The sequence below is a fragment of the Victivallis sp. genome (assembly GCF_048170485.1).
GTDB lineage: Bacteria > Verrucomicrobiota > Lentisphaeria > Victivallales > Victivallaceae > Victivallis.
In genome coordinates this window covers 1-13,192 of record NZ_DBEXAY010000257.1, presented here as the reverse complement: position 1 = coordinate 13,192, position 13,192 = coordinate 1, and the positions used below count along the sequence as shown (strand labels likewise).

The 13,192-nt window shown below is 58.4% G+C and carries 18 protein-coding genes; 1 reads left to right on the top strand and 17 read right to left on the bottom strand.

The genetic code is table 11. The features are described from left to right. The 6 genes from ACMLHG_RS13465 to ACMLHG_RS13440 form a co-directional block, all read right to left on the bottom strand. A partial coding sequence (locus ACMLHG_RS13465; RefSeq protein ID WP_417170830.1) for a phage tail protein occupies nt 1-554 on the bottom strand: 554 nt, incomplete at its 3' end. Continuing rightward, on the bottom strand, nt 544-1,539 hold the full coding sequence (locus ACMLHG_RS13460; protein ID WP_417170829.1) for a phage portal protein: 996 nt from the start codon (nt 1,537-1,539) through the stop codon (nt 544-546). The genes ACMLHG_RS13465 and ACMLHG_RS13460, both read right to left, overlap by 11 nt. Nucleotides 1,540-1,558: 19 nt before the next feature. Then, on the bottom strand, nt 1,559-2,092 hold the full coding sequence (locus ACMLHG_RS13455) for a phage tail protein (RefSeq protein ID WP_417170828.1): 534 nt from the start codon (nt 2,090-2,092) through the stop codon (nt 1,559-1,561). Beyond that, the gene (locus tag ACMLHG_RS13450) at nt 2,092-3,303 is read right to left on the bottom strand and encodes a baseplate J/gp47 family protein (RefSeq protein ID WP_417170827.1); all 1,212 of its coding nucleotides are present in this window, start codon (nt 3,301-3,303) and stop codon (nt 2,092-2,094) included. Before ACMLHG_RS13450 ends, ACMLHG_RS13455 begins: the two co-directional genes overlap by 1 nt. 7 nt (nt 3,304-3,310) lie before the next feature. Further along, nucleotides 3,311-3,634 (bottom strand): DUF2590 family protein, encoded by a 324-nt coding sequence (locus tag ACMLHG_RS13445; RefSeq protein ID WP_417170826.1) that lies wholly within the window; start codon nt 3,632-3,634, stop codon nt 3,311-3,313. After that, nucleotides 3,634-6,087: a phage tail tape measure protein gene (locus tag ACMLHG_RS13440; RefSeq protein WP_417170825.1), complete on the bottom strand. Its 2,454-nt coding sequence runs from the start codon at nt 6,085-6,087 to the stop codon at nt 3,634-3,636. The genes ACMLHG_RS13445 and ACMLHG_RS13440 overlap by 1 nt, the downstream gene beginning before the upstream one ends. Before the next feature lie 64 nt (nt 6,088-6,151). Here ACMLHG_RS13440 and ACMLHG_RS13435 point away from each other — a divergent pair, with 64 nt between their 5' ends. Further along, on the top strand, nt 6,152-6,397 hold the full coding sequence (locus ACMLHG_RS13435; protein WP_417170824.1) for a hypothetical protein: 246 nt from the start codon (nt 6,152-6,154) through the stop codon (nt 6,395-6,397). On the opposite strand, the gene ACMLHG_RS13430 is transcribed toward ACMLHG_RS13435, so the two are convergent. The 11 genes from ACMLHG_RS13430 to ACMLHG_RS13380 form a co-directional block, all read right to left on the bottom strand. Continuing rightward, nucleotides 6,394-6,525, bottom strand: a complete 132-nt coding sequence (locus tag ACMLHG_RS13430; protein ID WP_417170831.1) for a DUF6890 family protein — start codon at nt 6,523-6,525, stop codon at nt 6,394-6,396. The two genes, ACMLHG_RS13435 and ACMLHG_RS13430, sit on opposite strands and share 4 nt — an antisense overlap. 47 nt (nt 6,526-6,572) lie before the next feature. Next, the gene (locus ACMLHG_RS13425; protein WP_417170823.1) at nt 6,573-6,836 is read right to left on the bottom strand and encodes a putative phage tail assembly chaperone; all 264 of its coding nucleotides are present in this window, start codon (nt 6,834-6,836) and stop codon (nt 6,573-6,575) included. Between the two features lie 13 nt (nt 6,837-6,849). Further along, on the bottom strand, nt 6,850-7,299 hold the full coding sequence (locus ACMLHG_RS13420; protein WP_417170822.1) for a phage protein: 450 nt from the start codon (nt 7,297-7,299) through the stop codon (nt 6,850-6,852). A 15-nt stretch (nt 7,300-7,314) separates the two neighbouring features. Next, nucleotides 7,315-8,454, bottom strand: a complete 1,140-nt coding sequence (locus ACMLHG_RS13415; RefSeq protein WP_417170821.1) for a DUF2586 domain-containing protein — start codon at nt 8,452-8,454, stop codon at nt 7,315-7,317. Nucleotides 8,455-8,481: 27 nt separating this feature from the next. Beyond that, nucleotides 8,482-9,231: a hypothetical protein gene (locus ACMLHG_RS13410; protein ID WP_417170820.1), complete on the bottom strand. Its 750-nt coding sequence runs from the start codon at nt 9,229-9,231 to the stop codon at nt 8,482-8,484. Between the two features lie 3 nt (nt 9,232-9,234). Next, nucleotides 9,235-9,729: a phage tail protein gene (locus tag ACMLHG_RS13405; protein WP_417170819.1), complete on the bottom strand. Its 495-nt coding sequence runs from the start codon at nt 9,727-9,729 to the stop codon at nt 9,235-9,237. Continuing rightward, nucleotides 9,729-10,184, bottom strand: coding sequence for a head completion/stabilization protein (locus tag ACMLHG_RS13400; protein ID WP_417170818.1), 456 nt, complete (start codon nt 10,182-10,184; stop codon nt 9,729-9,731). The genes ACMLHG_RS13405 and ACMLHG_RS13400 overlap by 1 nt, the downstream gene beginning before the upstream one ends. A 148-nt stretch (nt 10,185-10,332) precedes the next feature. After that, the gene (gene gpM, locus ACMLHG_RS13395; protein ID WP_417170817.1) at nt 10,333-11,076 is read right to left on the bottom strand and encodes a phage terminase small subunit; all 744 of its coding nucleotides are present in this window, start codon (nt 11,074-11,076) and stop codon (nt 10,333-10,335) included. 3 nt (nt 11,077-11,079) lie between these two features. Beyond that, nucleotides 11,080-12,123: a phage major capsid protein, P2 family gene (locus ACMLHG_RS13390; protein ID WP_417170816.1), complete on the bottom strand. Its 1,044-nt coding sequence runs from the start codon at nt 12,121-12,123 to the stop codon at nt 11,080-11,082. Nucleotides 12,124-12,135: 12 nt separating this feature from the next. Then, nucleotides 12,136-12,954 (bottom strand): GPO family capsid scaffolding protein, encoded by an 819-nt coding sequence (locus ACMLHG_RS13385; protein WP_417170815.1) that lies wholly within the window; start codon nt 12,952-12,954, stop codon nt 12,136-12,138. Beyond that, a partial coding sequence (locus ACMLHG_RS13380; RefSeq protein WP_417170814.1) for a hypothetical protein occupies nt 12,896-13,192 on the bottom strand: 297 nt, incomplete at its 5' end. The genes ACMLHG_RS13380 and ACMLHG_RS13385, both read right to left, overlap by 59 nt.

The following is a 13,192-nucleotide window of genomic DNA, read 5'->3' as shown; positions in this document are numbered from 1 at the left end:
TTACCGGGGTGCGGACTTGCGGCGTTATTGTGCGTGTTGACCGCGCCGAGCGGTTCATATCTGGAATCGTGGTTGTGATCCTTCAACGCATAGCGGGTATCGAAATCATACTGCCACGTTTCGGGGTTGATTGAAATCCCGGTCAATGCCGCTGCGTTCGCGTACTGGATCGCGAAATTCTTATACAACGTGTTTCCGGCCTGGAAACCGTCGGTCTTGAATTTGTAATGCCGCGGCACCACACAGACGGCAACGAGCGTTTCGTGCTCCGTCGAATAGAGTCCGATCCAGTTGATGTAAAAATTGCCGTCGTTCGCGGTCAGGATCGTACTGTAGACAACCGTGTTTTCGTCGACTTTTCCGGAGTGCGAGATCTCCGCGTTGAGCATGATCTGCCCGGCCGGCGGCAGCGACTGGTTTTCATCCGGCGTTACAGCCGGATCCAGCCCGGGCACGTCGGCAAACACGAGCCGGTCGATCGTGATTGTTTCACCGGAATACAGCGCATCGGCAAACAGCGCCAGCCCGGCGGCGGTAATTATGCTATTCGGCATCGGGTGATTCCTCCACATTAAAATTAAATTTCAGCCGCAGCCGGGGCGGCAGCCGGTCGTTGATATCGATAAAATTCTGACACAGCGCCTTCACCTCGGTACGGAAATAAACGCGCTCGACCTTTTCAGGATCGCCGAGACCTCCGGATCCCTGCGACGGAACGATTCCCATCAGCACCGGCGGCACGCGATGTGCGGTCAGCACATCCGAAGCGGACAAATTTTTAATGTTCGCAAATTCGTCCTTTTGAGAAATATCGCCGATCGGGATGATCTGAATCGCTTTTTCCTGCCCGCCGGGGATATGGATATAGGAACTTTTAAAATTCCCGACCCCCTTCCCCTCTCTGAACTTCTGTTCGAGCGCGGTCTTGATGGCCGGAGACATCTTCGGGTCATTGGTGTACAGAATATATCCCAGGTGCGCGCCGTTGACGTAGTAACGGCGCCGGAACAGCGTCGCGTCCTCGTTGAGCAGAGCCGACTGGAGCCCGCCGAGCCAGTCCGGAATCCCGTAAATCTGCTGGATTTCGTCATACTCCTTGACGTGAACGATCTCGCCAGGCTCGAAATCGATGTACTTCCCGCCCGGCATCAGCCGCCGGAATCCCTTCCCGAATGTACGCACGCGCATATTGATCGCGGGGATGTGCACCAGGCGGGTAATATTCCCCATTCCATTGCGAACCACCTCGCAAAACGCATTGCCGATACTCAGGAAATCGGTCACGGCAGCGCGGAAATCCTGCAGCGACAATGCCCCGCCCCGGTAGGCATTCGCGGCCAGATTCCGCCGTTCGACAATGCAGCTGCCGTGCTGGCAGTTCGCGCGGCGCATCCTGGCCAGACCGGAGAACTGCACCGGAGGGATGTAGTATTCGCCGCCGGTTTCCATGAAAACGCCGAGATAGTCGAGAATCCGTTCCGAGCGCACCGGCTCCGGATCTCCGAACGAAAAACATACCTCGTCGCCGGATCGTTGCAAATTTCGTCTCCTGCTCATATCAGCCCTCTGCCATATTGAATAAAACCTCACATTCAAAGCCTGCCGCGCGAAGCTCCGACGGCGTGTCGGCCTTCGATTCGAACACATAGCGGCGGCAGGTGCGTCCGTACTGTTCGATCAGGGTGTCGAACAATCCGACATATTTTCCGAAAACATACTCGTCGATCTGCAGGCGGATCACATCCCAGTTCTCCGCGTCGAACCGTTCGGTCTGGATGATCGAGCCGAGGCCGAGCCGTTCCCAGATTCGCGCGAATCCGGCTTTGCTGCCGGCATCCTTCGCATTCGCAAGAGCATACTTGACGCGTCTGCGATACAGTTCCTCATCCTCCCCGGGGAGACGGTCAATATCCCGCTGCCAGGCGAGAAGATCGAGCAGTTCCAGCGGCGCGGTTTCCGCGTCGATCTGGCTGTTCAGCCAGGAGAGATATTCCGTGATCCGGTCGAACCAGCGATCGGCCACCGCGGCGATCGAGGCAAGCTGCCCCTTGTTCTGCCAGAACCGAAGTTGGATGGATTTCCGCGGCTGCATTATGCGCCCTCCTCAATGGTCAGGTTCCCGAGCCGGGGCACATCGAGATCTGAAAGAATGTCATCCTGCCCCCATTCCAGCGCCTCGATCTCATAGAAGAGATCATGCAGCTCATAGCTCAACTGCGAAAAGGCGAACCGGCTGTATGGCCACGTCTGTGTCACCTGGTCAAGATACTGTTCGTTTTCCCGGAACGCGCAGCGGATCACCTGTTCGACCTCCGCAAGAACTTCCGCGCGGCGATCGGAGGTCGTGTTGCGACGAAAGATCACCGAGACGGAAACATCGTGCGTGGATCCCGGTACTGCCAGAACCTTCAGATCGTCGCCGTGTCCGTGGTTGTCCTGGTCATTGATGTAGCGGTTGACCTCTGCGAGCGTTTCATCCGGAGTGACACCGGCATCGAACAGCACAAACGCGTCCGCGCTGCCGGGCCCGCGGCACGGATAACGGTCGCCGTCGTAGCGTTTGAAATAGATCCGGTCGGGCCGGAATCCGGTGTTTGCGGCGATCATGCTGCGATATTTCGCGTCAACGTGCCACTCTCCGGCGCTGCCGAACTGGTACCGTATCCGCAGCCGGAGCTGCTCGTCCGATTCCTCCGCCGCGCCCGGCTCTGCGAGGTAATCCGCGCCGTTGGTGACGGAGGTAATTCCGGGCACATCGGAATCCATCAGGCAGTAGTAACCTGCTCCGAGATTGTAGCCGCTTCCGGCCTCCTCGGCCTCGCAGAGCACTTCAAGCTCCGCCGTTCCGGTCTCCATGACCGCGTCCTCGAGCGAGATCATGCGGAAAATTTTACCGGCGATCGGCACAGTGCGGACACGCGTGCCGGCCGGAATCTGCAACTGCTGCGCGGTATTGTCCCGCCGGAACGTGATCCAGCCGCGGGCCTTGCCTGCCTCTTTCCGCGCAACGTCATACGCCCAGCCGAGCAGATCCAGATAACTTCCCCCGGCAGTTTTCACATACATGTTCGGCATCACGTGCCGGATCATGAATGCGATCAGCCAGCGGGCAGGTTCCGTGATCGCGGTCGACACGAACACCCAGAACGCCGAAAATTTCGACGGGTTTGCAATCGGCACATTCGCCTCATCGGCCATCTGCTGCCACTCCGCGCGGAACTGTTCATCCGTTGTCGGAATGCCGGAGGCATCCAGCGCGCGCTTGAACTCCTTTTCCTGTGCTGTCAAGTTTTCCAGATCCATGTTTCCCTCAATTTATCCAAACCGGACTTTGTATCGGCCCGAATTCATACGTGTCTGCGAACAGGGTCCACTCTCCGCCGGATCCGGTGAACTTTGCAGTCCCCGGGACGATCCTGGTATCTTCTTCCACCAGATCGATGATTTTATTCCGGAGCAGTCCGCGCCGTTCCGCGCCGCGTTCCGCGATCATTTCGACCAGATAGCCGCTTTCCCGGATCGCGTGCACGAGATCCTGCAGGATCACCGCGCGATCCTCGATGATGACCGCCTGATTGTCGCCGTCGATGGCGATATCGTCATTCTGAATCAGGATATCCGTATACGTTGCCATTACGCCCCCTGCAGAATCAAATACTCTTCGAGCTGTGCCGGGCTGAGGCCGTTCGGCGCATAAACTTCAACATTGTAGTTCCGGTTGTTGTTGACTGTACTGTTCCGGATTCCTCCGGCCGGAACGTCGTAATCCCGTGTTTTTACAACGTCTTGAATCACCGGCTCCGACAACTTCGCGACGGTGGACGCGGCAACCGGAGTTGCTCCGCTCTCCGTCTGCGGTGCCAGGCCCCCCAGACCGGGAATTTTCGAAAGCCCGCGCAGGATCGAGCCGATCCAGCCGTCGACGCTGGAAAGCGCCGACTGGATTCCCCCCCAGATCGCCGCCGCGATATTCCCGGCTCCCGCGAATACGTCGGAAAAGAACTGCACCAGCGGCAGCAGTTTTCCGCCGAGCCAGTTGTAGAAGCCGTTGCCGGCCTCCGTGATACTGCGCCAGACACCGCCGATGAGATTGCCGATCGCGGTGAATCCAGCCGCGAGATTTTCGATCAATCCGGCGATGTTCGGGCAGACCATCCGGAACCATTCCCATACGTTTTTCAGCGCCTCGACGACATCATCCCAGTAATAGATCAACGCGGCCACCGCGGCAACGATCGCGGCAATCCCGATCACAATCCAGGTAACCGGACATGCCAGAAGAGCCGCGGCAAACGCCCAGGTCGCGGACGCGGCGGCCGTGAATCCGCCAGACAGGAGCCAACCGGCGGCGGAGGCGAGCAGCATCGGGATTTTCATTGCAAGGATCCCGGCGCCGGCGGCGATTGCCGCAGGGACCACTCCGGCCAGCATCACGAGTTTCAGCGCCGCCATCGCGATATTGAGGCCGATTGTCGCGGCCCTGGTCAACCCAGTCCAGAGGACGAGCGCTTTCTGTTTGAGAATCAGCCCGAGCTGCGCCGCAGAGAGCCCGCCGGTCGCAGTGGTGGCAAGCGCAGTCTGCAGCGTATAGCGGCCGGTACAGATTGCGAGTGTTGTCGAATACAGGGCGCCGAGCTTTTGCCAGAACGCGCCGGATTTCAGGCTGGTCGTATACAACCACTGTGCCGCGGCCGCCAGTTTCGACGCGATGATCGAGCCGCCGACCGTCTTTGTCCAGAACATCTGCCCGATTGCGTTCAACCGCTGCGCAAATGTCATCGAATGCGTCGCCGCGGAGTTTTTGAGACACCAGGCATAGACGATTTGTAATTCCTTCCAGAATGCGGCAATGAGTTTTTTCCCACCGATGACGATGTAAAATGTCGACATCGCGCCGGTCAGCGCGGCAATTGCAATTACGACACCCCCGACAAGGTACTTCAATCCGGGAATGTATTCCAGAAACCAGTTGACCACGCGCAGAACTCCGGAAAGCGCATTGAGGAACAGATTGACAGCAGGAAGCACCCCCTGCCCCAGCGTGATCCGCACCACGTCGAGAGACGATTTGAACTGATCCATCGGGTCGACCATCGCGGCGGCCATCCGGGCCGTGCCGGATGAATCCTGAATTTTCTGCAGATCTCCGATCGAGCCCTTCAGGCTCTCGGTTTTGTCGAGCAGATTCAGCACCGCCTTGCCGCCCTCGTCGCCGAATGCCTGCATCAGCTTCGTCTGGTCGGCGAGTTTCAGCTGTCCGGGGCCGACCGCTTCGCGGATCTTCTCCAGGATCTGCACCATCGGCAGGAGCTTGCCGCTTTCGTCGGTGAATTTCAGAGTTTCTCCCGATTTCGTGGTCAACTGCGCCCGGCCGACCGTATTCAGGAACGCCTTGTACGCGGTTCCGGCATTTGCGCCCCCCATGGTTCCCTGCAGCGTGCCGAGCACGGCGAGCTGTTCATCGAGAGAAACGCCGGCCTTCTGGCCGATCGAGCCGAGATTGGTAAATGCCGCGCTCATATCGTCGCCGGTTGTTTTGAAAATCTTCACCGCGTGCGCCGTTTTCCCGGCGAGCTGTTCCACCCATTTTGCCTGGCCGATTTTGTTCGCTTCGGCCTCGAAAATGTTGTAAAGCGTGCCCTGATATTTCGTGATCGTCGCGGCGTTGGATTTGGTCGCCCTGGCCAGCATCGCCCCCTGATAGGTAAACGCGGCAAGCGCGCCTTCGGTCAGGCCGGGAATCGCGGACTGAATATCGTAGGCGGACGCGGCGATCTGCGCAGCATCACCGCCGAACTGCTGTACAAATTTTTTACTCGCCAGGCCGAGTTTTTCCAGCTCCGCTGTCGGAGTATCGAGACTGGCAACTTCGCCGAGTGCTTTGTTGAACTCCCGCCCGCGTCCGGAAAATGCGTTGAGACTGGAGGCGGCGGCGGCAACGCCCAGCGCTCCCTTCCCCATCAGCTGGAACGCATCCTTTCCCCGCTGCTGCATTGCCCGGAATGATTCGCAAACCCCCTTCGACGGGCCGCTCACCTTGTCGAGAAGCGTAATGGTGAAAAAGAGTTGTTCCAGCGCGCCGGCCATTTGAAAATCTCCAAAAAAATGCTATAATATTACAAGATTACAATCATCACGGAATGCGGTTGTCATGGGCTCTCTTTTCTGCATCGTTGCACTTATCATCATTGGTTATCTGATGATTGCGCCATTTTTCCGCCTTCGAAAAAACCAGGCTTTCCGCTGGTATTGCTTTCTGATCGTGATCTATTTTCTTTTATGCGGGCTTTTCCGTCTTGACCGTATTCCGATTTTAGCCAGCATATTGGCGTTTCCGTCAGTTTTCTGCCTGCTGATTGGCTGGATAACGGAACGGGTTCCGCATACCAGGGATTAACCCCCGAGCACCTTCGCGATGGTTTCACCCATTTTGCGCCAGTAATCCCACTCCAGAAAAGCGGCTTCGGCGAGGCAGTCCTCATCGAGTTCCCGGCCGGGGAAATACCGCCGGGCGTAGAGTTCCAGCAGCCGCAGCGAGCCCTTGTCCCGCTGCAGCTTCCGGAGCCGCTTCTCTACTTTTTTACCGTGATCGCCACCTGCGGCCGGAACTCCTTGACCAGGCAGCCGGCCAGTTCGAGTGTCAGGCCGTCGTCACACGCCTCATCGAGCAGCGGCCGCTGCTCCTTGTCGACCAGGGTGCGGCGGAGAAAGTTCTCCGCCGGCACAACCTTGTCCGTCATTCCCATTTCATCGAGATAGCGGTTGTATTCGGTCGTGTCGACCTTGAATTTCAGGTCGTTTTCTCCGACCGTCAGAATGATTTCTCTGGTTCGCATGGTATTTTCCTCCTCAATCCTCGTTGATGGGTTTCACGTAGGGAACGCCGTCAATGCTCACGAAATCGGGGCTCGTCACCTCGAAGGGGAGCTCGAACTCGGTTTCGTCGGCGCTGTTTTTGTCAACGTCGAGAAGTTTCGACAGCTTGACCTTGCAGCCGAACGCCTCGATCTTCAGATTGTCGTCGCCGGCCTCGGCATAACTGTTGATATCGAACGGCGGAATCTCCTGGATCGCACCTGCCGACTTGCCGGCCTCGACGAATGCACGCAGTCCGATCCGGTCGACGGTGATCGTTCCGGAGGCGGAGACGTCGCCCTGAACGAATCCGTCCGGGCGTCCGTTGCGCATCGCAGCGGCCGAATTGTCGGTAATATCGAGCGTGAATTTTTTCGCCTTGACTTTGAAATCGCCGAGGTCGAACGTGAAGGAAAGTCCATTGAAACGCTGTGTCGTCGCCATGTTTTCACCTTAATTTTACGCGTTGGAAAGATCAAGTCCCATATAGACCGTGATTTTTTTCGGGCAGTTGTACGGCCGCGCGGAAATCGCGATCGAGACCTCCGTCCGGCTGATCCAGGTGATCGAGATATCGCCATCCTGCGGCGGCTGGATCATTGCCGGCAGCTCGACGCCGTTCAGGACAACCGTGCGCGACGCCTCCCGCAGCGGGCGCATGAAATAGGTTTCGTTCGCACTGATCGACTGCGCCGTGTTGTTCAGCCGCCGGTCGGCAATCCGGGCGATGGCAAGGATCCGCACCCGCCGTGCACAATAGTCCACGACGCGAAGATTTTCGTAGACGGCGTAATCGCTGCCCTCCGCGGCCAGTGTCGCCATATCCGCCCAGTAGGTGCCGTCGTAACCGGCGTACCACTGGCAGACGCTGAACCGGGCGTCCGCCAGCGCGGAGATCGTGGTCATGGTCAGCGGAGCGCCCGCGCTGTCGACCGGTTCAATATCGTCCTCAGTCACGCCGAGCCCGACCAGCGCGCCGGTGGCGACGCGCATCGGGGAATCCGCAACGGAAACCGCCGGATTGCAGAGACGGCCGGCCACGCAGCCGAGATCATTCCCGTGCAGCAGCGGAACCACGCAGACACGCTCGGCGGCGACGCCGTCGACCAGGGCGGAAATCCGGGTGATGTAACTGCCCCAGGTTTCCGAACTTTTATCGATCCCGGTCACGCAGCCGATCACGGCGATAAACTTCGCGAACCGTGCCAGGACCTCCGACGCAGCAGCCATGCACTCCTGCACCTCGAGCTTGCTTTCCAGCGGCGTACAGAGCACCACCGCCTCGATATTCAAATCCGCGGGCTTGTCGAGCGCCGCATAGAGCACCTCTTTCCAGTCCTGATCGGTCGGCACTCCGACCGCGTAACAGGCGAACTGATCGCTCTGCACATTCTGCCGGGCCGCGGCGATCTGCGTTTTCAGTTCCGACTCTCCGGCGCCGAGCGCCTGATCGAGATCCGTGTTCCCTCCGATCGGGATGATCTGTCCGGCAAGATCCGGATCCGCGATTTTTCCGAGGTAAAGGAACACCCGTTCGACCTCGTTGAAATTGCCCTGCATCCCGTCGACCTTTACGATTGTGACGCTGCCGATTGCCATTTTTTTCTCCTTGCTTTGCCGATTCGGCTATTTGAGTAAATTTTCGTGATTTTTCGCCTTGAACCGGTTGTAAATACCGGCCATGATTGCATCACCCATTGCGATTTTCTGCTCTTCATCGAGACCGAGGAACGGCCGCGCCGGAGTATTGTCCGGCACCTTCGCCTTCCCGGTCCGTTTCACGCCTTCCGCAATCAGAAAAACCGCAAGTTTCCGGGAAATGTGCTGCATCAGATATTCCACCGCATCAGCACCTCCGGCCGGCATCCCGCGACGCACATACGGCGGAATGTAATCCAGCCGGATCATCATCGCCGCCTGGTTTGCCGAGCACCCGATTTTCCCGCTTTCAAGCGTGAAATGCTTTCCTTTCAACGAGGCTGGAATCTTCGAGGTGTCGAACGTCCTCGGGTATTTGATTCCCATTCTGGTCGCGCCTGCCGCCCGTCCGCCGAGCTGGTGTTTCCTTGCAACGACACCCGCATTCCGAAAAAACTTCACCCGTGCTGTATCTTCATCCGGCAGATCCATTCCGATCCACCGGCTCTTCACCAGTCCGGTTAACATTTTCTTACGTACATCCCGCCGTTTTCGCGGAGCCATCGGCGAACCGTCAACGGTTTTCTGCTCCCGGACATTCTTCTTCGCCTGTGCAATCGCCATCCGCCCCATGCGCGAGAGCCACAGCCGCCGCAGCCGCGGCGGCAGCAGATCCGCAAGCACAACGTCCGCGATCCGGCGCAAATCCGGCCCGGCAAGAGTCAATTCAGGCGTCATCGGTTACACCTCCGGCACTGCCGGCGCCTGATTCACCCGGCCTCGTTCAGCAATCCAGAGGTCATAATCAATCGGCGCGAATTTCCTGCCGTTCCAGACCAGTTCGCCGTCATCCGCTTCCACGATGAAAACAGGATCGACGAACTCGCAGCTTATCACCAGATCGACCAGGTCGCCGGCATCGAGAGGCACGAGAGCGACTTCCGGATCCGGAAGTTTGGAATCATCCCGGGTGTCGTCGTGATCGTCCAGCCACGCGCGGACATGCAGCATCAGCATCACCGCGTCCGCGCGGTTGACGCGCTCGATCAGGATCGCGCCGGTATATTTCAGATTCGCCAGGTGCCAGCCGGTTTCCGTCAGATTATGCCCTCCGGAGGCAAGTTCCATCTTCGCGGTTTCCGCGTCGAAGTTTTCCGGAGGGACGCCGCGCGCCGCGGCTCTCTCTTTCAGAAATGCCACCAGCTCCCAGAAGCGCGATCTGATATTCTCCATCATCAAATGCTTCCCACATGTATCCGCTCGTCTCCGACGATCAGCGCGATCGCGTCCGCCGAAAATTCGCGGTATTTTTCTTCCGTTTCCTCGCCGGTTTTGGCGTTGTTTTCCGCCGCCTTGCGCCGGTCTGCGGTCAGAGTCTCCTTGAGGATTTCCGCCTTCGCTTCGCAATAGACCGCGCGTTCATACAAAACCAGCAGCTCGGAACGCCCGTTGACCGTCTCCGCCGGAATTTCCGCCATCGTCGCGGCAGTCTGCTCCCGCCTCCAGAAGTCAAGCTGCCGGCCGACCTGGATCACGGCCATTTCCAGATGCGCGATCACCGTTTCAAACGGGAGCTCCGCCGGCGGCCGATACTGCCGGAAAAAGGTCTCACTCTCAACCGGCGGGAAAAACGTCCCTCGCTGAATCGTCCGATTATCCGGCGTCATTTTTTCATCCAGCCAACCTGCCATGTGTTTTCCCGTGCTTTCCCGTGCTTTCCCGTGCTTTCCCATAGAGGCGGGGCGGGGTTTCCGGCCTCGTTCCGCGGCGGCCCATGACGCCCGGCGCTGTTCCGGAATCCCCCGCGCCCGCGGGGGGTGGTCACTGTTCCCCGAAAAGTTACTTCTCTTCGGGATCCGACTGCCTTCCGGCATTTCGCGCGGCTTCGGCCAGCTTTGCGAGCTCCTTTTCGAGCTTCGCCTTCCTGGTTTTGACCTGCGCCTTTTTCGGATCGATCTTCTCCGCGAAATTGCAGAGGTCGAGCGCCGATTGCAGATTGCCGCTCTTCTCCGCGTCGGCAATCGCACGCTTGACGTATTTCAGCCGGATCTCATCGTGGATCTGCCAGCCGATCGCGTCGGGTTCCTCCGGAAAAATCGCCCGGTAAACCTCCGAGAAATAGGGTTCGACCGGCTGTTCTCCCCGGGATTCCACCCAGTCCATCACGAGATCCGCGACGGCGGTCCGAACATCGCGCTTGTAGCGCTCCGGCATCGGCTGGTTCTGCGCGATCGCCACCCGGGCGAGCCGCATCGCCTGATCGATATCGCCGACGTCAAACGCCCACACCATCAGCTGCGTAAGAACGGGATTCCGGTATTCCTCACCGGTGACGACATATTTTTCGACGACCGGCAGGAACTCCAGCAGCAGAGCCCGCTTACGCTCGATCCGTTCAGATCCGCGCGGCAGCTCGGAGAGCCGGCGGCACTCCTGTTCGATCGCAGTCATCAGCAGCTCGAATTCCGGGGTCTGGTCAGCCATTTTCGCGATTGTCCCGGCCTGGCCGGCGCGGACGGCCTCCGCAGCCTCGCGCGCCCGCCGTTCCCGGACAATCCGGTTATGGTATTCCCAGGCTTTCATGCGTTACGCTCCCTGTTCCGCGCCATCGGTTCCGGTCGAATTGGAAACGAACTCGATATCCTCGTAGTTGACCGCCGCAGCAGCGTCGAGATCGCTGATCCGGTAACACTCGTTCTGGCTCTGATAGTGCTCGATCTGGTCGCGTTTCGGATTGTCGACCAGCTGCCGCCGGAGGCTCCCCTCCTGGATGTAGATCTGCAGATTCGCCGGATCCGTCACCATCACACCGGTATCGGGGAAACAGGCCGGAGAGGTCGCAGGAAGTCCGCCGTAGGTTTTCGAGAGAAGCGAGAATTTGGTCTTTTCGCTCGGGGTCTGCCCGTGTGCCTCGAAAATCTTTCCGGATTCCCACGCGACGATCCGGCGGCCGACCAGCACCATCTCGTTCCCGGTACGGTTTTCCTCCGGAATCAGGCTCAGGAGTTCATAGGCGAGCTGGTCGAGGTTGTTCCAGTCACCACCGGCGCCGAGCTTGAGCTTCTGGCCGGAATCGGCCTTGATCCAGTTCTCGGGCTTGTTGGTGTAGAGATCATACATCCAGCCGTAGTTGACATCCTGCAGCAGCGGATTGGTTTCGCGGTCGGTGTCCTTTGCACACGCTTTGCCGTACCAGCCGATCAGCAGCTGATCGAGCGCCATCCGGTGATAGATCATCGAGAGGATCCGGCTGTCATAATCGGAGAAACGGCGCCAGGCGTCGACATCGGAATAACGCAGCGCAATATCGTAATTGGTCTGTGCCGTTTCATAGGTTCGAGCGGTCTTGTTCCCGACGACCTGCGCGACACGCTCTTTGGTACCGCTGCCGGTGTCGGTGCGTCCGGCGATCGAAGTCGGCGCGTGCAGCGTCACAATATCGCCCTTCGTATCCGTGACATTGATGACAGACACCGTCTGCAGAAACGCGATCGACTGCTGAACCGCGTTAATCAGCGCGACGGCCTTCGGCACATCAACATTGAACATCTCGCTCACGGTGCGGACATTGTAGGATTTCGCCAGCCTGGTCTGCAGGGCTTCGAAACGATCTTTGCTCAGAAAATTCATTGCACGTGCTCCTTAAATCAGATCTTCGGAATCAGCCTCGCCGGTTCCGGCGGTGGCCGCATTGGTTTTCGGAGGGATTTCCCGAGTGAGGCTGTTCAGGGTTTCGGCGATTTTCTCGACCTTGCCGGAAAGCTCCGCGAGCGCCTCGGCGGTCTTGTCGGCGGGCTTCTCCGGCTCCGTCTTCTGTTCGCCATCCGGTTTATTTCCGTGGCCGTTCAGCTTCTCGACTTTGCCGGAAAGCTCCGCGAGCGCCTCCTGGAGCGGCTTCATCGCATCCGCAAACTCTTCTTTCGTCATTTCGATCATCTCCTGTCGTTTAGGGGTAAAAAATTCCTTGAAAACGGATTTCACGGCTTCATAAAGTCCGGGATCGTCATTCCTGGACAGTTCGATTTTTTCAAATTCGACCGCATCCGCGCGAACGAGATCCTTTTCCCGTCGTTTGAAATGGGTTTCGGTGGTGCCGAGGCTGGCCGGGGTGTCCGTCGTGGCCAGTCCGACCAGATAGGTTTCACCGGTTTCCGCGAAATTGTGCAGAAACTCCGCGGAGTAGCAGAGGCGGATCCCCTCCGCGTTCTGCTGCAGAAAATACTTGTTGACGCGGATCCTTGCCTGCAGACAGAGCCGCGATTTTTTGTCGCGTTCGGTCCGCAGCTCCCAGACCGTCCCCAGGTTGCCGTAGTAGTGTTCGCAGTTGACGAAAGCAGGATATTCTTCGCGATCGTAGTTTTTCGCGGCTTCGGTCAACCATTTTTCCTCAATCGTCCGCCCGTCAACCGTCGGCCCGGCGGTGCAGATCGTCAGCCAGTCTGTCAGCAAAAGCTGCGCCATGATTCTTCTCCAAAAGTTGCTTGCCCTTCGACTGCGGGCCGGGGGCCCGGGGGAATCCCCCCCGGCGGGACAAGAAGGCCGGAAAGGCCGCACGTCTCGTTATCCGGCGGCGGCACCTTGCCGCTTCGTTGCTATTATAAACGATTTCCGGAACGTTGGAGTGGCTGTTTATTGTGATTTCATGTGATAGATGAAAAAACACAAAAAAGCACGTTAAATCTTTTATTTTAAACAGGAA

Bases quoted from the DNA above. Each gene is read 5' to 3' on its own strand.
- ACMLHG_RS13455 (WP_417170828.1), bottom strand. From the start codon at position 2,092: ATGCAGCCGCGGAAATCCATCCAACTTCGGTTCTGGCAGAACAAGGGG.
- ACMLHG_RS13450 (WP_417170827.1), bottom strand. From the start codon at position 3,303: ATGGATCTGGAAAACTTGACAGCACAGGAAAAGGAGTTCAAGCGCGCG.
- ACMLHG_RS13445 (WP_417170826.1), bottom strand. From the start codon at position 3,634: ATGGCAACGTATACGGATATCCTGATTCAGAATGACGATATCGCCATC.
- ACMLHG_RS13440 (WP_417170825.1), bottom strand. From the start codon at position 6,087: ATGGCCGGCGCGCTGGAACAACTCTTTTTCACCATTACGCTTCTCGAC.
- ACMLHG_RS13435 (WP_417170824.1), top strand. From the start codon at position 6,152: ATGGGCTCTCTTTTCTGCATCGTTGCACTTATCATCATTGGTTATCTG.
- ACMLHG_RS13425 (WP_417170823.1), bottom strand. From the start codon at position 6,836: ATGCGAACCAGAGAAATCATTCTGACGGTCGGAGAAAACGACCTGAAA.
- ACMLHG_RS13420 (WP_417170822.1), bottom strand. From the start codon at position 7,299: ATGGCGACGACACAGCGTTTCAATGGACTTTCCTTCACGTTCGACCTC.
- ACMLHG_RS13415 (WP_417170821.1), bottom strand. From the start codon at position 8,454: ATGGCAATCGGCAGCGTCACAATCGTAAAGGTCGACGGGATGCAGGGC.
- ACMLHG_RS13410 (WP_417170820.1), bottom strand. From the start codon at position 9,231: ATGACGCCTGAATTGACTCTTGCCGGGCCGGATTTGCGCCGGATCGCG.
- ACMLHG_RS13405 (WP_417170819.1), bottom strand. From the start codon at position 9,729: ATGATGGAGAATATCAGATCGCGCTTCTGGGAGCTGGTGGCATTTCTG.
- ACMLHG_RS13400 (WP_417170818.1), bottom strand. From the start codon at position 10,184: ATGGCAGGTTGGCTGGATGAAAAAATGACGCCGGATAATCGGACGATT.
- gpM (WP_417170817.1), bottom strand. From the start codon at position 11,076: ATGAAAGCCTGGGAATACCATAACCGGATTGTCCGGGAACGGCGGGCG.
- ACMLHG_RS13390 (WP_417170816.1), bottom strand. From the start codon at position 12,123: ATGAATTTTCTGAGCAAAGATCGTTTCGAAGCCCTGCAGACCAGGCTG.
- ACMLHG_RS13385 (WP_417170815.1), bottom strand. From the start codon at position 12,954: ATGGCGCAGCTTTTGCTGACAGACTGGCTGACGATCTGCACCGCCGGG.